This window comes from Sphingomonas bacterium (assembly GCF_903642285.1).
GTDB lineage: Bacteria > Pseudomonadota > Alphaproteobacteria > Sphingomonadales > Sphingomonadaceae > Sphingomonas.
In genome coordinates this window covers 1-20,557 of the sequence record NZ_CAHJWJ010000037.1, presented here as the reverse complement: position 1 = coordinate 20,557, position 20,557 = coordinate 1, and the positions used below count along the sequence as shown (strand labels likewise).

17 protein-coding genes and 1 pseudogene are annotated in these 20,557 nt (G+C 63.4%); 12 read left to right on the top strand and 6 right to left on the bottom strand.

The genetic code is table 11. The annotated features are described in order from the left end of the window. Positions 1 to 199 (bottom strand): hypothetical protein (locus HUU99_RS14405; RefSeq protein ID WP_217430839.1); only part of this gene is annotated, 199 nt, incomplete at its 3' end. Positions 200 to 483: 284 nt separating this feature from the next. On the opposite strand from HUU99_RS14405, the gene HUU99_RS14400 reads away from it, so the two are divergent. Next, a complete protein-coding gene (locus tag HUU99_RS14400; RefSeq protein WP_254603249.1) occupies positions 484 to 864 on the top strand; it encodes a VOC family protein in 381 nt (126 codons plus the stop codon). Between the two features lie 9 nt (positions 865 to 873). Here the strand turns inward: HUU99_RS14400 and HUU99_RS14395 are convergent, their stop codons facing one another. Beyond that, positions 874 to 1,188, bottom strand: a complete 315-nt coding sequence (locus HUU99_RS14395; RefSeq protein WP_174287273.1) for a winged helix-turn-helix domain-containing protein — start codon at positions 1,186 to 1,188, stop codon at positions 874 to 876. A 66-nt stretch (positions 1,189 to 1,254) separates the two neighbouring features. Here HUU99_RS14395 and HUU99_RS14390 point away from each other — a divergent pair, with 66 nt between their 5' ends. Beyond that, the gene (locus tag HUU99_RS14390; protein ID WP_217430838.1) at positions 1,255 to 1,614 is read left to right on the top strand and encodes a VOC family protein; all 360 of its coding nucleotides are present in this window, start codon (positions 1,255 to 1,257) and stop codon (positions 1,612 to 1,614) included. Between the two features lie 206 nt (positions 1,615 to 1,820). On the opposite strand, the pseudogene HUU99_RS15670 reads toward HUU99_RS14390, so the two are convergent. The 3 genes and pseudogenes from HUU99_RS15670 to HUU99_RS14375 all read right to left on the bottom strand — a co-directional run. Next, positions 1,821 to 2,107 (bottom strand): annotated as a pseudogene (locus HUU99_RS15670) (IS1 family transposase); the annotation flags it as partial. A 38-nt stretch (positions 2,108 to 2,145) separates the two neighbouring features. Further along, positions 2,146 to 2,670 carry a hypothetical protein gene (locus HUU99_RS14380; protein WP_174287270.1) on the bottom strand — a complete coding sequence of 175 codons (525 nt, stop codon included), beginning with the start codon at positions 2,668 to 2,670 and terminating at the stop codon, positions 2,146 to 2,148. A 91-nt stretch (positions 2,671 to 2,761) separates the two neighbouring features. Then, positions 2,762 to 2,944: a hypothetical protein gene (locus tag HUU99_RS14375; RefSeq protein ID WP_174287269.1), complete on the bottom strand. Its 183-nt coding sequence runs from the start codon at positions 2,942 to 2,944 to the stop codon at positions 2,762 to 2,764. A gap of 623 nt (positions 2,945 to 3,567) precedes the next feature. Here HUU99_RS14375 and HUU99_RS14370 point away from each other — a divergent pair. The 8 genes from HUU99_RS14370 to HUU99_RS14335 all read left to right on the top strand — a co-directional run bounded on the left by HUU99_RS14370 (position 3,568) and on the right by HUU99_RS14335 (position 10,260). Continuing rightward, the gene (locus tag HUU99_RS14370) at positions 3,568 to 5,052 is read left to right on the top strand and encodes an ArnT family glycosyltransferase (RefSeq protein ID WP_174287268.1); all 1,485 of its coding nucleotides are present in this window, start codon (positions 3,568 to 3,570) and stop codon (positions 5,050 to 5,052) included. A gap of 140 nt (positions 5,053 to 5,192) precedes the next feature. Further along, positions 5,193 to 5,624 (top strand): 50S ribosomal protein L11, encoded by a 432-nt coding sequence (gene rplK / locus HUU99_RS14365; protein ID WP_174287267.1) that lies wholly within the window; start codon positions 5,193 to 5,195, stop codon positions 5,622 to 5,624. Positions 5,625 to 5,628: 4 nt separating this feature from the next. Continuing rightward, positions 5,629 to 6,321 (top strand): 50S ribosomal protein L1, encoded by a 693-nt coding sequence (rplA, locus tag HUU99_RS14360; protein ID WP_174287266.1) that lies wholly within the window; start codon positions 5,629 to 5,631, stop codon positions 6,319 to 6,321. Positions 6,322 to 6,764: 443 nt separating this feature from the next. Further along, the gene (locus HUU99_RS14355; protein WP_254603248.1) at positions 6,765 to 7,604 is read left to right on the top strand and encodes a phosphatase PAP2 family protein; all 840 of its coding nucleotides are present in this window, start codon (positions 6,765 to 6,767) and stop codon (positions 7,602 to 7,604) included. Between the two features lie 292 nt (positions 7,605 to 7,896). Beyond that, positions 7,897 to 8,412 (top strand): 50S ribosomal protein L10, encoded by a 516-nt coding sequence (rplJ, locus tag HUU99_RS14350; RefSeq protein WP_174287265.1) that lies wholly within the window; start codon positions 7,897 to 7,899, stop codon positions 8,410 to 8,412. Positions 8,413 to 8,504: 92 nt separating this feature from the next. Then, a complete protein-coding gene (rplL, locus tag HUU99_RS14345) occupies positions 8,505 to 8,879 on the top strand; it encodes a 50S ribosomal protein L7/L12 (protein WP_174287264.1) in 375 nt (124 codons plus the stop codon). A gap of 375 nt (positions 8,880 to 9,254) precedes the next feature. Then, entirely contained in the window at positions 9,255 to 9,956 is a 702-nt protein-coding gene (locus HUU99_RS14340) for a Crp/Fnr family transcriptional regulator (RefSeq protein ID WP_254603246.1), read from the top strand. Between the two features lie 19 nt (positions 9,957 to 9,975). After that, complete coding sequence (locus tag HUU99_RS14335; protein ID WP_217430837.1) at positions 9,976 to 10,260, top strand: DUF6894 family protein; 285 nt, start codon at positions 9,976 to 9,978, stop codon at positions 10,258 to 10,260. A gap of 92 nt (positions 10,261 to 10,352) precedes the next feature. Here the strand turns inward: HUU99_RS14335 and HUU99_RS14330 are convergent, their stop codons facing one another. Beyond that, positions 10,353 to 11,090: a hypothetical protein gene (locus tag HUU99_RS14330; protein WP_174287261.1), complete on the bottom strand. Its 738-nt coding sequence runs from the start codon at positions 11,088 to 11,090 to the stop codon at positions 10,353 to 10,355. 717 nt (positions 11,091 to 11,807) lie between these two features. Here HUU99_RS14330 and rpoB point away from each other — a divergent pair. After that, positions 11,808 to 15,980 (top strand): DNA-directed RNA polymerase subunit beta, encoded by a 4,173-nt coding sequence (rpoB, locus tag HUU99_RS14325; RefSeq protein ID WP_174287260.1) that lies wholly within the window; start codon positions 11,808 to 11,810, stop codon positions 15,978 to 15,980. A gap of 150 nt (positions 15,981 to 16,130) precedes the next feature. Next, positions 16,131 to 20,417, top strand: coding sequence for a DNA-directed RNA polymerase subunit beta' (gene rpoC, locus HUU99_RS14320; protein ID WP_174287259.1), 4,287 nt, complete (start codon positions 16,131 to 16,133; stop codon positions 20,415 to 20,417). Positions 20,418 to 20,557: the final 140 nt, after the last annotated feature.

Sequence of the window (20,557 nt, the reverse complement as noted above, 5' to 3'; positions counted from 1 at the left end):
GGGCCAGCCGCGCCTGCGCGGTCGCCAGCGCCGCGTCCCAGGCTTGCGCGAAATCGGGCTGGACGCGGCGGCGGTGCTGCATGGTGCCATAAGCGATATCGGTCCTGCGTGCCGCTTCCCGCGCGTTGCCGGTACGGCCCAGCGCCAGGAGAAACGCACGATTCTGCAGCGCCTGTGCGCGGGTGAAGGCCCTCGGCATGGCAAACCCGTCCGACAGCTTTTCCAACTTTGCAAGCGACTATGGGAAGGGCCCGCGGTGTCGTCATGCCCCCGACGGCGCGCCTGCCCGCCGAGGCCGCGCGAGTCACAATGATTGCTATAGCATTCGTTGCACCGTTGGCGATCCCGCCGTCCTGTTTTTATACGGGCGACGCAGGACCACGCCTGCAGCTCCAACGCGGATCAAGATCAGGATGGGCAATGTCACCTTGGAATCTCGGGATCGTCGTGCTTGCGGCCGCACTCTCGTCTCAGGCTCCCGTCATGGCTGAGCCGGCAGGGCACGTCACCGGCATCGGCGGCATCTTCGTCAAGAGCAAGGACCCCAAGGCGCTTGCCCGTTGGTACCGGGATACGCTCGGGCTCGATGTCGCGTCATGGGGCGGCGCGGCCATACCCTATGACGCCCCCGGCCATCCGCCCAAGGTCTCGTGGACGGCTTTCCCGGATACGACGGACTATCTGATGCCATCGACCCGGGAATTCATGATAAACTTCGCCGTCGACGACATGGACGCGATCGTCGCGCGCCTGACGGCGAAGGGCGTCCCCATCCTCAAGCGCGACGACCACGACGCCTTCGGCAGGTTCGCCTGGATACAGGACCCCGACGGGACGAAGATAGAGTTGTGGCAGCCGAAATAGGCCGTCCGTTCACGCGGTTCGCTCGTCCGACGGGCGTCGCCATGGCGCCAGGACCTCGTAATGGGTCACGTCGGTCTTGCCGCCTCTGGTGGCCCGCAGGAGTTTCCTGCCCGCCAGGTGACGCACGGCGTCTTGCACGCTTCGCTTGGAAAGGCCGGTCCGCTCCGCGAGCTGGGCATGGCTGAGCCGCGGCGACCCCATTGCCGATGCGGCCGAAAACGCGATGTAGACCAGAAAGGCCGACGCCCGGCGATCATGGCCGACCAGGTCGCGCATAAGCGTGTCGAGGACATATGCATCCAGCGCATAGTGCTTGTCGCCCATCGCCACGGCACCTAACACACCGGCCCCGGGACGCAACGCCCGCCTCGACCGATGCGGAGGGCCGTCGTGATCAGAAAGCTCAACTACGTCGGCATTCCCACGCGGAACCAGGAGCGGTCGCTGGCTTTCTGGACCGAGATCATGGGGTTCATCATCGCCACCGATCGTCCGATCGGCGAGAAGCGCTGGATCGAATTGACGATCCCCGGTGCGCAAACCGGCCTGCTGCTGTTGACGCCCAAGGGTCATGAAGACAGGATCGGTACCTTCTTCAACGGCTCGTTCGGCTGTGACGACGTGCAATATGAATATGATCGACTGTCCGCGAAAGGCGTGGTCTTTCTCGGGCCGCCCGAACTCAAGCCTTTTCCGCACGTCTATTTTCAGGACCCGGACGGCAACACGTTCTTCCTGGCCAGCCGATGAACGAATAGACTCCTTGGTTTTCCCGCGCGCACCTTGCCGAACGGGCGTCATGACATTGCAAGCGTGCGCGCAAGCCGGTAGTGTCGCAGTATGAAATCAGCGGCGGTCACGGAGGATTTTGACAATCTCGTCAAGCCTGCGGCTGATGTTCCAGCCCAAGCCTAATGCCCCCCCGATCACGATGGCCTGTATCCAATCCCCTGCGCTCACGCCGCCTTCTCCCGCTTTTTATAAGGTCTACGCTTATCAGGAACGGGCGCATCCGCGTCAATTCGCGCCAGCACATCGTTCAGCGACCAAAGCCGATCGGTAACGCCAGCGGCCATCGCAGTCGACATGCGCAGCGTTTTATGGATGCGGCAGAAGTTATAGAACACGAAGTAGAGCGACAGCGCGTGGACGTGGTTGTCGAATTTCTTTGAGAAGGCGTCGTCAGGCGCTGAACCGGCGCATCGATATACGCATCGTGAGGGTTCTGACGTTCAACATAGCTCATTTCATACTGAACTTTGCGTCTTGCAAGTACCTTGTTCAGTTTAGAATTTGGCTTATCTCGATATCAAAGCGATCGGACAGCAAATTCTGAGCCTGTTTTATCGGAATATTTAATTCGTCAGCTACGGCCGGTGCCGATTTTGCACTGGCTAAATAGGCGTCTCGAATATGCGCCGGACATATAACGCCTAGGGCCATCCATAATGCCATGCCGTCAGCTTGGACGTGTAAAGATCGCTTACCGCTGCCCGACTCATCGAACATTTGTCGCATGTGGTTTTCTAGTGCCACCGCAGTATCAGTAGCATACTCGACCTTATCAGGGTCAAAGTAGCAGTGCATCAGCTCTTTGATGGATACAAACCGTTCGGCTTGCTCAGATAAATTGCCGGCTAGTATGATGGTGTAGTCGTATTTAGACAGACCACCGTGTTGCACACGCGCGGAACGGAATATGAATCCTGCTAAAACGCTCTTATCTAGATCCGGCTCTACTTTTATCGTGATCTCACGGACCCAATGAACCCGGCTGGCATCGTCTAAATACCACTGCCGGGACAACCGAGTTTCTTGCCTCTGTCGAGCAAGATATGCTGGCTTGTACAAAAGAATTAGCCCCTACCGCCATTTCAAGCGGTAGGGGCTAAAATAATCAGATGCTCAGGTCAATGTCGCGACCACCGCCCGCATTGATCGAGGCAATGGCCCTCCGCATTGCGGCAGCGATTTCTTCAATCGAGCATTCCCGGCTCTCACCCGGATAAAATTTGATATCAGAAATGGCGCTGCTCGGATCGCCGAACAGCTCTTTGCTCAAGATGCTCAGTTCGCTCATAGTCAACTCCATCGAGCCGCAGCTGCGGCCCTTCCTATTTCTTTTCTACGTTCTGTGGTGAGTGAAGCGCTACGGCTTAGTCCACCCTGAACACCACGCTGCTTTGGGACTTCGACAGCTACGTCATCTTCGACCTCCGCAGTCGCGATGCGTCCCGCCATAACCGCGAGGGCCACAGCGTCTGCTGGTCGTGTCTGTCCTTGCGGACCCCTAGGCATCACTTTACCTTCCATTCGATCTTTGAATTTACGCATCAATACGCACCAAAAGACGCGATTGAACTCATTTAATCGTGTTGAACGACCGTTTGAGCATCAAGTTCATCAAAAGGCGTCGCCATTCTTATGCCATATGCATATTAGACAAGCAATAACAACTGGTTTTGCGACGAACCGATGGTGAAACTGCGACCAAATGCATCCAGCGCCTATTGACTAAGGTAACTTACGTCATTTCAGATCAACGTCTTGAAAGCAGTTTGCGGGTTTTAACGCCGCCGTCGACCAGGTGACCCGCCAGGTTATCCGATTAGCTGGAATGAGCGATTCGCGCTGCAAATTTAAACCGAGACACTACCGGTAGCGGACAAGACATTGGTAACCATAACCGCGTAGTCTGCATCGATGTCGACGCCGCCGATCCCGGGCCATCCAGGCGCATCGACGCGCCGCCGCGATTGGACGGTCGTCCTCGGCGTCCTGATCCTGTCCGCGCTGTTCCTGTTCGGCGGCCCCGCACGCCCGATCGTCCTGTGGGACGAATCGCGCAACATCATCAACGCGCTGGAGATGGATCGCCGTGGCCTCGGCGTCGTCACGACCTGGCGCGGCGCGCCCGACCTGTGGAATACGAAACCGCCGCTGATGATCTGGCTGATGGTCGGCAGCGTCAGGCTGTTCGGCGCGTCGGTCTGGGCGTTGCGGCTGCCGGGGATGATCGCGACGCTCGGCACGATCGCGCTCGTCATGACGTTCGTGCGGCGGACGACGGGATCGATCGCGACGGGCGCGCTGGCCGCGGCGTTCCTGGTGGCGAGCCCGGCATTGTTCGGCGAACATGGCGCCGGGACCGCGGATTACGATTCGCTGCTCGTGTTCTTCGTCACCGCCTATCTGCTGCTGCTGTTCGGTGCGATCCACCGGGCGCGGCCGAGGGTGTCGACGCTGGTGCTCGCGGGGGGGTGCGTCGTCGGTGCCATGCTGACCAAGGGCGTCGCGGGGGCGATGCCGGGGCTGGGGGTCGGCACCTATCTCATGCTGACACGCCGCCTGCCCCGGATCGCACGGTGGCGATACGGCGCGATCGGCGCGGCGATCGCGGCGGCGGTGCTCGTGTTCCTGACCGTGCGGGAAGTGGCCGCGCCGGGCTATCTCGCCGCGAGCTGGCACAACGATGTCGCCGGACGTCTGACCGATTCGCTCGTCGGGGCGCGCAAGCCCGCGACCTTCTATCTCGCCATCCTGTGGGCCGGGTATTTCTCCGCGCCGCTGCTCCTGATCGTCGCGCCCTTTGCTTGGCGGACCATGCCGGGGCGGGCGCGGGCGGTGTCGCGCTACGGCCTGTGCATCGTCGGCACCCTGCTGCTCACGACGACGATCGCGGCGTCGAAGCTGCATCATTACATCCTGCCCGCCATGCCGTTCATGGCGATCGTCGCCGCGATCGTGTCGCGGGCGATCCGGCGGCGCATCCGTGCGGACCGCGATACGGTCGGCATCGCGCTGGCGATCGTCGGGGTCCTGTGCACTGCGCTCGCGATCGAACGCGGTGTGGTGCAGCGTTATGTCGTCGATCCGCGTTACGAGGGCGCGGCGTCGGGGCGGTATGGCGCGCTGTTCGATCGACTGGCGGGGCAGCCGCTGCCGATCGTCGCGGTCGATCCGGGTTTCGCCGATCATGGCGATCCGCATTATGCGCCGGTGCTGCACGCCTATCGGCTGTTGTGGCGGCGGCGGGGGGTGTGGATCGGCTGGGCGACCGGACCGGGCGATCGGCATGCGCGGCCGGCGGTGCTGGCCAGCTGCGACCCGCCGACCGCGGCGAGGCTGCTTCGGCGCGGGGCGGACATCGGGCAAGTCGCGGGCTGCGCTGCGGTGGTCGGCGGCTAGACAATCGGCGCTGCGTCCGCTATCGGCGCGCGCTTCCACAGCATCGGCTACGGAAATATCGCGGGAGGGTTGCGTTTGCGCGTGCCCGTTCGGACCGCTCGACTTGATCGGGGCCTCACCGCCCCTCGAAAGAGAGTGACATGGCAAAGAAGATTACCGGTTACATCAACCTGCAGGTTGCGGCGGGCGAAGCGAAGCCCGCGCCGCCGATCGGGCCGGCGCTCGGGCAGCGCGGCGTGAACATCATGGAATTCTGCAAGGCGTTCAACGCCGCCACGACGGAGATCGCCAAGGGGACGCCGATCCCGACGAAGATCACGGTCTATGCCGACCGCAGTTTCTCGTTCGAGACCAAGACGCCCCCCGCCTCGTTCCTCATCAAGCAGGCCGCCGGGCTGAAGTCGGGCTCGAAGGAGCCCGGCAAGGTCTCCGCGGGCAAGATCGCGCGCAGCAAGCTGAGCGAGATCGCGCAGACGAAGATGAAGGATCTGAACGCCAACGACATCGAAGCGGCGACCCGGATCATCGAAGGCAGCGCCCGCGCGATGGGCCTCGAAGTGGTGGAGGGCTGAGATCATGGCATTCGTTAGCAAGAAGCAGAAGGCCGTTACGGTCGATACCCTCAAGCTGCACGGCGTCGACGAAGCGATCGCGCTCGCCCGGTCGGGGGCCACCTCGAAGTTCGACGAGACGATCGAAGTCGCGCTGAACCTGGGCGTCGATCCCCGTCACGCCGACCAGATGGTCCGCGGCGTCGTGACCCTCCCCAAAGGCACCGGCAAAACCGTCCGCGTCGGCGTGTTCGCACGCGGTGCCAAAGCCGAAGAGGCGCTGGCCGCCGGGGCCGACGTCGTCGGTGCCGAGGATTTGATGGAAACCATCCAGGGCGGGACGATCGATTTCGATCGCTGCATCGCGACGCCGGACATGATGGGTATCGTCGGTCGCCTGGGTAAGGTGCTTGGTCCGAAGGGTCTGATGCCGAACCCCAAACTTGGCACGGTGACGATGAACGTCACGCAGGCGGTCAAGGACGCCAAGGGCGGCCAGATCGAGTATCGGGTCGAAAAGGCGGGCATCATCCATTCGGGCATCGGCAAGGCGTCGTTCCCCGCCGAGGACCTGCGCGCGAACTTCGACGCGCTGATCGACGCGATCGTCAGGGCCAAGCCGTCGGGGGCGAAAGGCAAATACGTTCAGAAGGTCGCGATCTCGAGCACGATGGGTGCCGGGATCAAGGTCGATACCACGGAAGTTGCCGGCGCATAGCCGCAAGCGGCAGCGCCCGTGACGAGCAGCGTTTGCCGGGCAGCGCGGCCACGTAATAACCGAGGTGAACGGAATTCGCCCTGTCTCCCATCATACAAAAGAGCCGGGCTCGCCCCCGGCCCTCTCCTCGTTCACGTCGTCATATTGCGCATCGGCGCTGATGCGCCGCGGCCACACCCATCATAAAATTGTAACCTAGGCTGCCCGGCTGGTTCATGTTGGGTTAGAAGATCGGCAGCCATCTACGATGCTCCTAGGTCAGAGAATTTGCCGTGTACGTGCCGCCGTTATCGACCAGCCCTTGGGCGACCCCTGCCCGCTCTCCATCGCGCGCCGCCGTACCAGCGCGAGCCTCAGGCGTGGCGGCGCTTCGCTGGCTGATTGGCGCGGTCGCTTCAAGCACAGTCCTGTTAACGATTGCACTCGTCGAAACGGGTTTGCGCGTGCAACTCACCGCTTGGGATACACTGCCATATTACGCGGCGGTCATGATCGCGATCCTGTTGCGGACCGTGACGCGCGGGACGGCCCGGCCGGTGCTTCGGCGGGTCGCACGGTGCGCCGAATATTATACGTTTTTCACGTTTATCGTCCTGCTGGGCGCGATCGCCAGTTATCCGGTGGCGGCTGCAACACACGGCTTCGTCGATGAAGGGCTCGCGCGGTTCGATACGCTGCTGCATTTCGACTGGATGACTTGGTACCGCGTCGTTGTGATGCATCCGGCGCTGCAACGGATGGGACGGATGGCCTATGAAAGTATCTACTGGCCGCCCGTGATACTGCTTGGTTATTATGCTTGGACCGAGCGCGACCGCGATGCCTGGCGGTTCATGTCGCGCTTCTGGGTCGCTGCCATTCTGACGCTTATCGTCTTCCGCTTCATGCCGGCGATCGGCCCGCTCGCCTATCTATGGCACGGGCCGGTGCCGTACATGCCCGAAAGCGCTTTGTGGCAGCCAGAACTCATCCCGCCACTACGCCTGCACGCGATGCACCTGATCGACCTAGGGACGCTGCGCGGACTCGTCTCCGCGCCCAGCTTCCACACCGCGGCGGCGGTGTTGTATATCGTCGCGGCATGGCCGATCCGCAGGCTGCGCGTACCGCTGATCCTGCTGAACGGGGCGATGCTGCTGGCGACGCCCGTCGAGGGGACGCACTATCTCACGGACATGTTGATCGGCGCGCTTGTCGCCGGCTGCGCGGTCGGGCTGCACGACTGGATGGCTCATGCCCGCCCCGTCCCGCGCTTCGCGCTCGCGATGGGTTTGACCGCATAATCAACTTTGGGTTGATTGTACGGCGCGTTAAGCTATAGCCGCGCTCTTGCCCGGCAGGTTCTGCCCGCCGGGCTACCGTCCGAGACAGTGGGTGCCGGGGATTTGCCCGGCTTAATATCCCGCCGAGACGGGGACAGGATTTCCGCCGGCAAGCGCATCGTCGCCGACCGGCCTGCCGCTCGTACCCACGGGCGTCTGCCCTTCCCCATCGTTGGACAACCGGCGCCGGGTTTCCGTCGCCGGACTGCAACCGGGCGTGGCCGAATGGCCGCGTTCATGAATGGAGAATGGCATGGATCGTGCTCAAAAGGCCGCAGCCGTCGCCGAACTCAACCGCACCTTCTCCGAGGTGGGCGTGGTGGTCGTCACCCGCAATCTCGGCATGACCGTCGCCCAGTCGACGGATCTGAGGACGAAGATGCGCGCGGTCGGCGCGACGTACAAGGTCTCGAAGAACAAGCTTGCCAGGATCGCGCTGGACGGCACCGACTATCTCTCGATCGGCGATATGCTGACCGGACCGGTCGCGCTGGCCACGTCGCCCGACCCGGTGGCCGCCGCCAAGGTAGCCGTCGAATTCGCGAAGACGAACGAGAAGTTCGAAATCGTGGGTGGTGCGATGGGCGCGACCGCGCTGGACGTGGAGGGCGTGCAGGCGCTCGCCACCCTGCCCTCGCTGGACGAACTGCGGGCAAAGATCATCGGCCTCGTCGTGGCACCCGCCACGAAGCTGGCGACGATCACGCAGGCCCCGGCGGCGCAGCTCGCGCGCGTGCTTTCGGCTTATGCCGAGAAGGAAGCCGCCTGACACAAGTACATCGCCTCAGCAGACGCTGCGGCCCTCAAACAACAACATGATCCCAGCCCTCGCTGGGGTGACGATTTGAAGGAACATCCAACATGGCAGACCTGAACACGCTGGTTGACCAGCTTTCCGCGCTCACCGTCCTTGAAGCGGCCGAACTTTCCAAACTGCTCGAAGAGAAGTGGGGCGTCTCCGCAGCCGCAGCCGTCGCGGCACCTGCCGCGGGTGGCGGCGCTGCTGCGCCTGTGGTCGAAGAGCAGACCGAGTTCGACGTGATCCTGACCGGCGACGGTGGCAAGAAGATCAACGTCATCAAGGAAGTCCGCGCACTGACCGGCCTGGGCCTGACCGAAGCGAAGACGCTGGTCGAGTCCGCTCCGAAGGCGGTCAAGGAAGGCGTGAACAAGGCCGAGGCCGAGAAGGTCAAGGCTCAGCTGGAAGCCGCCGGCGCGACGGTGGAACTGAAGTAAGCCACGGCGGGAGAGACGATTTAGCTCACCTGAATCGTACTCCCCGCAAGGCCGGCCGGCACGAGCCCTGGCTCGTGTCCGACGTCATGGAATTCGAGTCCATGACGTCACGCCGACAGAAAAGGGGCGACCGCAGCAATGCGGCCGCCCCTCTTTTATTCCCGCAACCAACTGCTCTGTTTCCGAGCCCGCAGCCCCGCTTCACCAGCAGCGGATTGGATACCTATGTTAGCGATAATCCGCGCCGGCGACTTTAACCTGATACCCGGCGATTGAACGGACGTGTTCCCGCCTGGAGAGCGCATGCAATCTCGACCGACTATGGATTCCTTCATACGTCGCCTGGCGCTGCGTTCGCCGCTGGACGAGGCCGACATGGCCGCGATTGCCGCACTCCCGCGGACCAAGCGCGAGATAAAGGCCAAATCCTACCTTATCCGTGAGGGCGACAAGTCCCATGCGTTCTGCAGCTTGATATTGTCGGGCATGGCCTATCGGCACAAATTGACCGACCAGGGCGCGCGTCAGATCGTTGCCATTCATGTGCCCGACGACCTTCTCGACCCGCAGCATCTTTTCCTGAAGTTTGCCGATTACAGCGTTCAGGCGCTTACGACGCTGGAGGTCGCGGACATCGATCACAGCGCGCTTCAGGATCTGATCCTGCAAAATCCCGCAGTCGCCCGAGCATTGTGGGTCGACGGGCTGGTCGATTCGGCGATCTACCGCGAATGGGTGCTGAACATCGGACGGCGCGATGCGCGGTCGCGGATCGCGCACCTGCTGTGCGAAATGGCGGTCCGGATGCGCGCCGCGGGGGTGATCGAGGATTCGCGTTTCTATCTGCCGATGACCCAGGAGCAGATGGGCGACGCGACCGGTCTGACCAGCGTCCACGTCAACCGCACCCTCAAGGCGCTGACCGCAAGCGGACTGATCGAGCAGACCGGTCGGTGGATCGGTATTTCGGATTGGGACAGCATCCGGCGCGTGGGCGATTTCAACCCGCTCTACCTTCATCTCGACCAATCGGCCCCCCAATCCGAAGCATCGCTGCATTCGCCTTTCATGACATAGCGTAGACGCGGATCGTCGAATGATTCCGGAACCGGCGGCCGGTTTCGACGCAACGGTTTTTCCGGAGAGTGCAGTGGCGACGTACAACATCAACATCCGCACAGAATCGCACATCGCCGATACGCTGAGGGTGGATAAGGACGATCTGACCGAACTCAGGATCGAACTCGCACGGTTCGTTGGGGAGTTGCTGAAGGATCACGCCGATCTGATCTGGGAGGACCAGAACTGGCAGATCGATGTCACCGATGATGCCGGCCTGATCCTGTACGTCGTCAAGATCTGCGCGGTCGAGACGCCGTGAATACGGGCCGTGAGGACACGGCGCTCTCGAACGAGGCGCTGGGTGATACGGCCGCTGGGTCGCCCCCTACCGCGATTTTATCGCCGCGCCCTTCAGCTTTCTATGACCGCCCCGTGGGTTCGCGCGGCGATCCGGTCGTACATGCGCGACGGGCCGTCGATCCAGAACGGCGCGAGCTTCGCGGAGTCAGCGCGTTCGACGCCGACGATAAAGGCCTGCGCCGTTCGTGCAAGCCGACCAGCGGTTTCTGCCGCATAACGGACGTCGATCGCCAACAGCGGCACGAACATCGGCCGCCCGCCCGCCTCCATCGTCCGGACGGATTCGCGCGGCAACGCGGCGACGATCCGGACCCGCCGTTCCTCACCGGCAGCAAGGGTAAAGGGCGGCGTGACCGGGCGACCGGCGGGCGCGGCGAATGCGGCGGTCAGATCGACATCCTGCCTCGCATGCGCCGATAGCAGCGAGACATGGACGCGGACGTGTGTGGCCGGCGCGTCGCCGGTGTTCGTGACGACGACTTCGGCCTCGACCGTCGCACTCAGCAGGTTCAGGCCCGCGCGGATCGGACGAAGCGCAACGGCAATGGCTGCACGCTCTTCGCTCGGCGGAACGGGTGTGGCGATGGGTCGGGAAACGGATGGGAGAGGAAGGACCTCATCCTCCCCCGGGCGCGCGGTCGCGTTCGCCGGGCGACGACGCCACCACGCCCAGCCGCCCATCGCCAGCAGCAGCCCAGCGCCGACCGCCAGCCACGGCCAGATCGCGGGACCCTGGGGCGGGGCGCGCACGACCGGTGCGGGCTGCACGGCGGGTGTCGGTGTCGGCATCGGAACCGCACTCGGTGAGGCGACGGGTGTGGGCACCGGAACCGGCGTTGGTACGGAAAGAGGTATGGGCGGCGGCACCTGGGCGGGTTTCGAGACCGGCGGTCTTGAGGATGATCGGGCGGCAGGTGGCTCGGAAGGCTTACCGGGCTTCGGGACGGACCTCGGTAGTGACAACCCCCGCACCGGTTCGGTCGGCACCGGTACTGGGGTCCGACCGGGCGTCGGCGTGGCGATGACCAGCCCGGGGATCGTGCGTGCGGTATCCTGCGGGACCGGCACCGTCTGTGCGGCAAGCGCATTCGCAGGGAGGATCAGCGCGGCGGCAAGGACGATGGCCCCGGCCCGTTTGTCATTGGCGTTCATCGCGTCGTCGAAGCCCATCGCATGCCCCCCGACCATCCGCGCTGCGGCAAAGCGGGCTGCGGGGGCGATGGAACGATATCGCAGAGACGATGGTGCCATGGTCGGCCGCGACGTTTGACAACCGGCGGCACCGCTCCTATATCCGCGCCTCGCCACAGTTTCGGGAAACGACCTGCCGTCGCGCAGCGGGTCGATCGAATTGGAATGTGGCGGTCATGACGCCTTCAGCCGCCGCATCCGATGCGCGCGGCTTTTCGGCGTAACCGCATATCCGGTTTCACCGGAAAATAGCGAAGCGGGCGGCGGCCCGGTCGGATATTTTGCGCCTATCATTTATATAGGGACGAACAGTTCATGGCGACCAAGGCGATCGACAGCGGCACCGGCCGCCGGCCCGAGCAGATCACGGCCAAGCGGCGGATCCGCAAGGTCTTCGGCAACATCCACGAAGTCGTGCAGATGCCGAACCTCATCGAGGTGCAGCGCGAAAGCTACGAGCAGTTCCTGCGCTCCGACAAGTCGATCGGCCATGTCTCCGGCCTCGAAAAGACGCTGCGCAGCGTCTTCCCGATCCAGGATTTCGCAGGGACAGCCTATCTCGATTTCGACGATTACGTCCTCGAACCGCCGAAGTTCGACGTCGAGGAATGCCGCCAGCGCGGGATCACCTATGCCGCGCCGATGCGAGTCACGCTGCGCCTGACCGCGTTCGAGGTCGATCCGGATACCGAGGCCAAGTCGGTCATCGATATCAAGGAGCAGGACGTGTACATGGGCGACATGCCGCTCATGACCGAGAACGGCACCTTCTTCATCAACGGCACCGAGCGCGTGATCGTCTCGCAGATGCATCGGTCGCCGGGCGTGCTGTTCGACCATGACCGCGGCAAGACGCATGCGTCGGGCAAATATCTCTTCGCGGCGCGCGTCATCCCCTATCGCGGCTCGTGGCTCGATTTCGAGTTCGACGCGAAGGATATCGTCAACGTCCGCATCGATCGGAAGCGCAAACTGCCGGTGACGGCGCTGCTGTACGCGCTGGGCATGACGTCGGAGGACATCCTCAACCAGTTCTACAACCGGGTCAGCTACGTCCGCGGCCAGGGCGGCTGGATCATTCCGTTCGATCCCGCCAACTGGCGTGGCGTGAAGCCGCTTTTCGACATCGTCGACGCGAAGACGGGCGAAGTGGTGTTCCCGCTGGGCCAGAAGATTTCCCCGCGCGCTGCGAACAAGTCCGCGAAGGACGGTCTGACCGAATTGCTGATCCCGACCGAAGAAATCTACGGTCGCTACTCGGCCTATGACCTGATCAACGAAGCCACCGGCGAGATTTATATCGAGGCGGGCGACGAGATCGGCGCAGACAATCTGGAGAAGCTGGACAAGGCCGGAATCGAGCGGATCGAACTGCTGGACATCGACCATGTGTCGGTCGGCCCGTGGATCCGCAACACGCTGAAGGTCGACAAGGCCGAGGAGCGCGAGCAGGCGTTGTCCGACATCTACCGCGTCATGCGTCCCGGCGAGCCGCCGACGCTGGAGACCGCGGAAGCGCTGTTCGCCGGTCTGTTCTTCGATCCCGATCGATACGATCTTTCGGCGGTGGGCCGCGTGAAGCTGAACATGCGCCTCGACCTCGACGCCGAGGACACGGTGACGACGCTTCGCACCGAGGACATTCTGGCGGTCATCAAGACGCTGGTCGGCCTGAAGGACGGGCGCGGCGAAATCGACGATATCGACAATCTGGGCAACCGGCGCGTTCGCTCGGTCGGCGAGCTTCTGGAGAACCAGTATCGCGTCGGCCTGCTGCGCATGGAGCGTGCGGTCAAGGAGCGGATGTCGTCGGTCGACGTATCGACGGTCATGCCCAACGACCTCATCAACGCGAAGCCCGCGGTGGCGGCGGTGCGCGAGTTCTTCGGTTCGTCGCAGCTGTCGCAGTTCATGGATCAGACCAATCCCCTGTCCGAAGTGACGCACAAGCGTCGCGTCTCGGCACTCGGGCCGGGCGGCCTCACCCGCGAGCGGGCGGGCTTCGAGGTCCGCGACGTTCACCCGACGCACTATGGCCGCATCTGCCCGATCGAGACGCCGGAAGGCCCGAACATCGGCCTGATCAACTCGCTCGCCAGCTTCAGCCGCGTGAACAAATACGGCTTCATCGAGACGCCGTATCGCAAGGTCGTCGACCACAAGGTGACCGACGACGTCGTGTACCTGTCGGCGATGGAGGAGGCCAAGCACACGATCGCGCAGGCCTCCGCCGAACTGAGCGGTGATGGCGGCTTCACGGAGGAGCTGGTGTCGTCGCGTCAGGCGGGCGAATTCCTGATGGCGCTGCCGGACAACGTCACGCTGATGGACGTCAGCCCCAAGCAGCTGGTGTCGGTCGCCGCGTCGCTCATCCCGTTCCTGGAAAACGACGACGCCAACCGCGCGCTGATGGGATCGAACATGCAGCGCCAGGCGGTGCCGCTCGTCCAGGCCGAGGCCCCGTTCGTCGGCACCGGCATGGAAGAGACGGTGGCGCGCGATTCCGGCGCGGCGATCGGGGCCAAGCGCGCCGGCATCGTCGACCAGGTCGACGCCAGCCGCATAGTGATCCGCGCAACCGGTGAGGTCGACGCCGGCAAGTCGGGCGTCGACATCTATACGCTGATGAAGTTCCAGCGATCGAACCAGTCGACCTGCATCAACCAGCGTCCGCTGGTGAAGGTAGGCGACGTGGTCGCGGCCGGCGACATCATCGCGGACGGCCCCTCGACCGAGTTCGGCGAGCTGGCGCTCGGGCGCAATGCGCTCGTCGCGTTCATGCCGTGGAACGGGTACAACTACGAGGATTCGATCCTGATCTCCGAGCGGATCGTGAAGGACGACGTGTTCACGTCGATCCATATCGACGAGTTCGAGGTCATGGCCCGCGACACCAAGCTCGGGCCGGAGGACATCACGCGGGATATCCCGAACGTCGGCGAGGAGGCGCTGCGCAACCTCGACGAGGCGGGCATCGTCTATATCGGTGCCGAAGTGGAGCCGGGCGACATCCTGGCAGGCAAGATCACGCCAAAGGGCGAGTCGCCGATGACGCCGGAGGAGAAATTGCTCCGCGCGATCTTTGGTGAGAAGGCCTCGGACGTACGCGACACGTCGCTGCGCCTGCCGCCGGGCGTTGCCGGCACGGTCGTCGACGTGCGCGTCTTCAATCGTCACGGCATCGACAAGGACGAGCGCGCGATGGCGATCGAGCGCGAGGAAATCGAGCGGCTGAAGAAGGACTCGGACGACGAGCGGTCGATCCTGAACCGTGCGACCTGGTCGCGTCTCCGCGAGATGCTGCTCGACCAGACCGCCACCGCGGTGCCCAAGGGCCTGAAGAAGGGTGCGGTCATCGACCAGGACCTGCTCGACAGCGTCGACAGGCACGAATGGTGGAAGTTCGCGGTCGCCGACGACAAGGTCCAGTCGGACCTGGAAGCAGTCAAGGTGCAGTATGACGATGCCGCCAAGCTGATCACCGACAAGTTCCACGATCGGCGCGAGAAGCTGGAACGTGGCGACGAGTTGCCGCCGGGCGTGCTCAAGATGGTCAAGGTGTTCGTCGCGGTGAAGCGCAAGCTGCAGCCGGGCGATAAGATGGCCGGCCGTCACGGCAACAAGGGCGTCATCAGCCGCATCCTGCCGGCGGAGGACATGCCGTTCCTCGCCGACGGGACGCCGGTCGACCTGGTGCTCAACCCGCTCGGCGTGCCGTCGCGGATGAATGTCGGGCAAATCTTCGAGACGCATCTGGGCTGGGCTGCGCGCGGTCTCGGCCAGCAGATCGCGCAGCAGCTGGAGGATTGGCGCGACGCCAATCCGAACGCCAAGGCGGGTGCGATGCCCGATGCGGTCAAGGCGCGGCTGAAGACGGTGTATGGCGACAATTATCTTGCCGAGATCGACGCGCGTAGCGGCGACGAGATCGTCGAACTGGCGGAGAACCTGAAGGCCGGTGTGCCGATGGGAACCCCGGTGTTCGACGGCGCACGCGAAAGCGACGTTGCTGAAATGCTGGAACTGGCGGGGCTGGACATATCGGGTCAGTCGGACCTGTTCGACGGGCGTACCGGCGACATGTTCGACCGCAAGGTGACGGTCGGCATCATCTACATGCTGAAGCTACACCATCTGGTCGACGACAAGATCCACGCGCGGTCGATCGGGCCCTACTCGCTCGTCACCCAGCAGCCACTGGGCGGCAAGGCCCAGTTCGGCGGACAGCGTTTCGGCGAGATGGAGGTCTGGGCGCTGCAGGCGTACGGTGCCGCCTATACCTTGCAGGAAATGCTGACGGTGAAATCGGACGACGTGGTCGGCCGCACCAAGGTCTATGAGGCGATCGTCAAGGGCGACGACACGTTCGAGGCCGGCATTCCCGAGAGCTTCAACGTGCTCGTCAAGGAAATGCGCTCGCTGGGTTTGAATGTCGATTTGAAGACCAACGAGGTCGACGAAGACGGCATCGCCATCGCGGCGGAGTAGCTTCTGAAGCCCTTCTCCCCTTGTGGGAGAAGGGTTTGGGATGAGGGGGAATGACGGTTGCCGCCGTCCCCCTCACCCTCCCCACCAGCTTCGCTGGCGGGTCCCCTCCCTCTCCCGCAAGGGGAGAGGCCAGATTATCAAGGACAGCTCATGAACGAGATGACCCCCTTCGCGAACCCCGTCGTCAAGCCGGAGACGTTCGACCAGATCCAGATCGGCATCGCGAGCCCGGACAAGATCCGCTCGTGGAGCTTCGGCGAGATCAAGAAGCCCGAGACCATCAACTATCGCACGTTCAAGCCCGAACGTGACGGTCTGTTCTGCGCGCGCATCTTCGGTCCGATCAAGGATTACGAGTGCCTGTGCGGCAAGTACAAGCGCATGAAGTACAAGGGCATCGTCTGCGAGAAGTGCGGCGTCGAGGTCACCGTCTCGAAGGTCCGCCGCGAGCGGATGGGCCATATCGAGCTCGCCGCGCCGGTCGCGCACATCTGGTTCCTGAAGTCGCTGCCGAGCCGCATCGGCCTGCTGCTCGACATGCAGCTGAAGCAGCTGGAGCGCGTGCTGTATTTCGAGGCGTATATCGTCATCGAACCCGGCCTGACCCCCTTGGAGAAGTTCGCGCTCCTTACCGAAGACGAACTGCTCGACGCGCAGGACGAATATGGCGAGGACGCTTTCTCGGCCGGCATCGGTGCGGAAGCCGTACGGATCATGCTCGAGTCGCTTGATCTCGAGGGCGAGCGCACGCAGCTGCTCGAAGAGCTGGCGACGACCAAGTCGGAGCTGAAGCCAAAGAAAATCATCAAGCGGCTGAAGGTCGTCGAGAGCTTCATCGATTCGGGCAACAAGCCAGAATGGATGATCCTCGAAGTCGTGCCGGTCATCCCGCCCGAGTTGCGCCCGCTGGTCCCGCTCGATGGCGGCCGCTTCGCGACGTCGGATCTGAACGACCTGTACCGCCGCGTCATCAACCGCAACAACCGCCTCAAGCGGCTGATGGAGCTGCGCGCGCCGGACATCATCGTGCGCAACGAAAAGCGCATGCTGCAGGAGGCGGTCGACGCGCTGTTCGACAACGGTCGCCGCGGTCGCACGATCACGGGCGCGAACAAGCGTCCCCTAAAGTCGCTGTCCGACATGCTTAAGGGCAAGCAGGGCCGCTTCCGCCAGAACCTGCTCGGTAAGCGCGTCGACTATTCGGGTCGTTCGGTCATCGTGACGGGTCCGGAACTCAAGCTCCACCAGTGCGGCCTGCCGAAGAAGATGGCGCTCGAGCTGTTCAAGCCGTTCATCTACGCACGCCTCGATGCCAAGGGTCTGTCGATGACCCTTAAGCAGGCGAAGAAGTGGGTCGAGAAGGAGCGCAAGGAAGTCTGGGACATTCTGGACGAAGTGATCCGCGAGCATCCGGTGATGCTCAACCGCGCGCCGACGCTCCATCGTCTCGGCATCCAGGCGTTCGAACCCGTGCTGATCGAAGGCAAGGCGATCCAGCTCCATCCGCTGGTCTGCTCGGCGTTCAACGCCGATTTCGACGGCGACCAGATGGCCGTTCACGTCCCGCTGTCGCTCGAAGCGCAGCTCGAAGCGCGCGTGCTGATGATGTCGACCAACAACATCCTCAGCCCCGCGAACGGCAAACCGATCATCGTGCCGTCGCAGGACATGGTGCTTGGGCTCTATTACCTCTCGATGTTGAAGGAAGGCGAACCCGGCGAGGGCATGCTGATCTCCGACATGGCGGAAGTGCACCAAGCGCTCCATGCGGGCGCGGTGACGCTTCATACGAAGATCATCAGTCGCGTTCCGCAGACCGACGAGGCGGGCAAGCCCTATCTCAAGCGCTACGAGACCACCCCGGGCCGGATGCTGCTGGGCGAGTGCCTGCCGCAGTCGTCGAAGGTGCCGTTCGATACCGTCAACCGCCTGCTCACCAAGAAGGACGTGGGCGACGTGATCGACGAGGTCTATCGCCACACCGGCCAAAAGGAGACCGTGCTGTTCGCCGACGCGATCATGTCGCTAGGTTTCCGCCACGCGTTCAAGGCGGGCATCTCGTTCGGCAAGGACGACATGATCATCGCGCCGGACAAGGACAAGCTGGTCGACGAGACGCGCGACCAGGTGAAGGATTACGAGCAGCAATATCAGGACGGCCTGATCACGCAGCAGGAGAAGTACAACAAGGTGATCGACGCCTGGAGCCGGTGCGGCGACCAGGTGGCGAATTCGATGATGAACGAGATCAAGGCGGTCAAGCGCTACGACGACGGACCGAACAAAGGCCGCGAGAAGCCGATCAACTCGATCTACATGATGGCGCATTCCGGTGCGCGTGGTTCGCAGGCGCAGATCAAGCAGCTGGCGGGCATGCGCGGGCTGATGGCCAAGCCGTCAGGGGAGATCATCGAAACGCCGATCATCTCGAACTTCAAGGAAGGCCTGACCGTCCTCGAATATTTCAACTCCACCCACGGTGCCCGCAAGGGCCTTGCGGATACGGCGCTCAAGACGGCGAACTCGGGCTATCTGACGCGGCGTCTGGTCGACGTCTCGCAGGACTGCACGATCGTCGAGCAGGATTGCGGCACCGACCGCGCGCTGGAGATGAAGGCGATCGTTCAGGGCGGCAGCACCATCGCGTCGCTCGGCGAGCGTATTCTGGGTCGTACGACCGCGGAGCCGATCATCGATCCGAAGACCAACGCGATCGTCATCAAGACGGGGACGTTGCTGGACGAACCGATGATCCTTCAGATCGAGGCGCTGGGTACGCAGGCGGTCAAGATCCGTTCGCCTTTGGTCTGCGAATCGAAGATCGGCGTGTGCGGCAAATGCTACGGGCGCGATCTTGCCCGTGGTACGCCGGTGAATATCGGCGAAGCGGTCGGCGTCATCGCGGCGCAGTCTATCGGTGAACCGGGCACGCAGCTGACGATGCGCACCTTCCACATCGGCGGTGCGGCGCAGCTCAACGAGCAGTCGAACCTCGAAGCCCCCGTGGACGGCAAGGTCGAGTTCCGCGATCTGCGCATCATCGTCGACCAGCGTGGTCGCCGCGTGGTGCTCAGCCGTTCGGGCGAGATCGCGATCGTCGACATGGACGGCCGCGAACTCTCGACGCACCGCATCCCCTACGGTGCGTATGTGCTGTTCGAGGACGGGCACATCCTGACCAAGGGCGATCGGATGGCGGAGTGGGATCCCTTCACCATGCCCGTCATCACGGAAAACCCGGGCACGGTGAAGTTCGTCGACCTGATCGAGGGCAAGACGCTCACCGAGCAGACCGACGAAGCCACCGGCATCGCCCAGCGTGTCGTGATCGAATATCGCACCTCGACCAAGTCGAAGGAGGATCTGCGTCCGCGCCTGACGCTCCTCGACGATGCGAGCGGCGAGGCCGGTCGCTACATGCTGGCGGCCGGGGCGACGCTGTCGGTCGAGGACGGCGCACATGTGTCGGGCGGCGACGTGCTGGCGCGTGTGTCGCGTGAAGCCGCCAAAACCCGCGACATCACCGGCGGTCTGCCGCGGGTGGCCGAGCTGTTCGAGGCGCGCAAGCCCAAGGAGAACGCGATCATCGCAAAGGTCTCGGGTCGCGTGGTGTTCGGCAAGGACTATAAGGCGAAGCGCAAGATCGGCATCCAGCCCGAGGATGGCGGCGAAGTCGTCGAGTATCTGGTGCCGAAGTCGAAGGTGATCGACGTCCAGGAAGGCGATTACGTCAAGCGCGGTGACAACCTGATCGGCGGTTCGCCCGATCCGCACGACATCCTCGAGGTGCTGGGGATCGAGCCGCTGGCCGAATATCTCGTCAGCGAAATCCAGGAGGTCTATCGTCTGCAGGGCGTGAAGATCAACGACAAGCATATCGAGACGATCGTCCGCCAGATGCTCCAGAAGGTCGAGATCACCGACGGCGGCGACACCACGCTGCTGGCCGGCGAGCAGGTCGATCGCGAGGAAATGGACGCGATCAACGAGAAGCTCGAAAAGAAGCAGGCCAGGGCGGCCGGCAAGCCCGTCCTGCTCGGCATCACCAAGGCAAGCTTGCAGACGCGCAGCTTCATCTCGGCGGCGTCGTTCCAGGAAACCACCCGCGTCCTCACCGAGGCGGCGGTCCAGGGCAAGCAGGACACGCTGATGGGCCTGAAGGAGAACGTCATCGTCGGCCGGCTGATCCCGGCGGGCACGGGGGCGGGCATGAACCGCCTGCGCGTGGCGGCCACCAGCCGCGACGTGGCGCTCCGCGCGCAGCAGCGTGCGCTGGCGGCGGTGATCGTGGCCCCGATCTCGGCCGCGGAAGAGCATGCCGCCGAACTGGCCCGCTCGCCGCGGGACGATACGGGCACCGGCAGCGATCCGCTGGCCGAGGTGGTGACTTCGGGGACGGGCACGGACGCGGATGCGGGCGAGTATCTGAACGACTGAGTTCAGGCGCTCGCGAAGGAATGAGGAACCGCCGTCCGGGATACCGGGCGGCGGTTTTTTTAAGGCGATTATATACCTTGCAAACACAGCACTGATCGGGCATAAGGATCTGGCAAGGAGCAAGTCCGATGTCCGCCCTG

Coding starts and splice junctions, on each gene's coding strand:
- HUU99_RS14400 (WP_254603249.1), top strand. CDS start 484: ATGGCTGAGCCGGCAGGGCACGTCACCGGCATCGGCGGCATCTTCGTC.
- HUU99_RS14395 (WP_174287273.1), bottom strand. CDS start 1,188: ATGGGCGACAAGCACTATGCGCTGGATGCATATGTCCTCGACACGCTT.
- HUU99_RS14375 (WP_174287269.1), bottom strand. CDS start 2,944: ATGAGCGAACTGAGCATCTTGAGCAAAGAGCTGTTCGGCGATCCGAGC.
- HUU99_RS14340 (WP_254603246.1), top strand. CDS start 9,255: ATGGCCGCGATTGCCGCACTCCCGCGGACCAAGCGCGAGATAAAGGCC.
- rplA (WP_174287266.1), top strand. CDS start 5,629: ATGGCATTCGTTAGCAAGAAGCAGAAGGCCGTTACGGTCGATACCCTC.
- rplK (WP_174287267.1), top strand. CDS start 5,193: ATGGCAAAGAAGATTACCGGTTACATCAACCTGCAGGTTGCGGCGGGC.
- HUU99_RS14370 (WP_174287268.1), top strand. CDS start 3,568: ATGTCGACGCCGCCGATCCCGGGCCATCCAGGCGCATCGACGCGCCGC.
- HUU99_RS14330 (WP_174287261.1), bottom strand. CDS start 11,090: ATGCCGACACCGACACCCGCCGTGCAGCCCGCACCGGTCGTGCGCGCC.
- HUU99_RS14335 (WP_217430837.1), top strand. CDS start 9,976: ATGATTCCGGAACCGGCGGCCGGTTTCGACGCAACGGTTTTTCCGGAG.
- rplL (WP_174287264.1), top strand. CDS start 8,505: ATGGCAGACCTGAACACGCTGGTTGACCAGCTTTCCGCGCTCACCGTC.
- rplJ (WP_174287265.1), top strand. CDS start 7,897: ATGGATCGTGCTCAAAAGGCCGCAGCCGTCGCCGAACTCAACCGCACC.
- rpoC (WP_174287259.1), top strand. CDS start 16,131: ATGAACGAGATGACCCCCTTCGCGAACCCCGTCGTCAAGCCGGAGACG.
- rpoB (WP_174287260.1), top strand. CDS start 11,808: ATGGCGACCAAGGCGATCGACAGCGGCACCGGCCGCCGGCCCGAGCAG.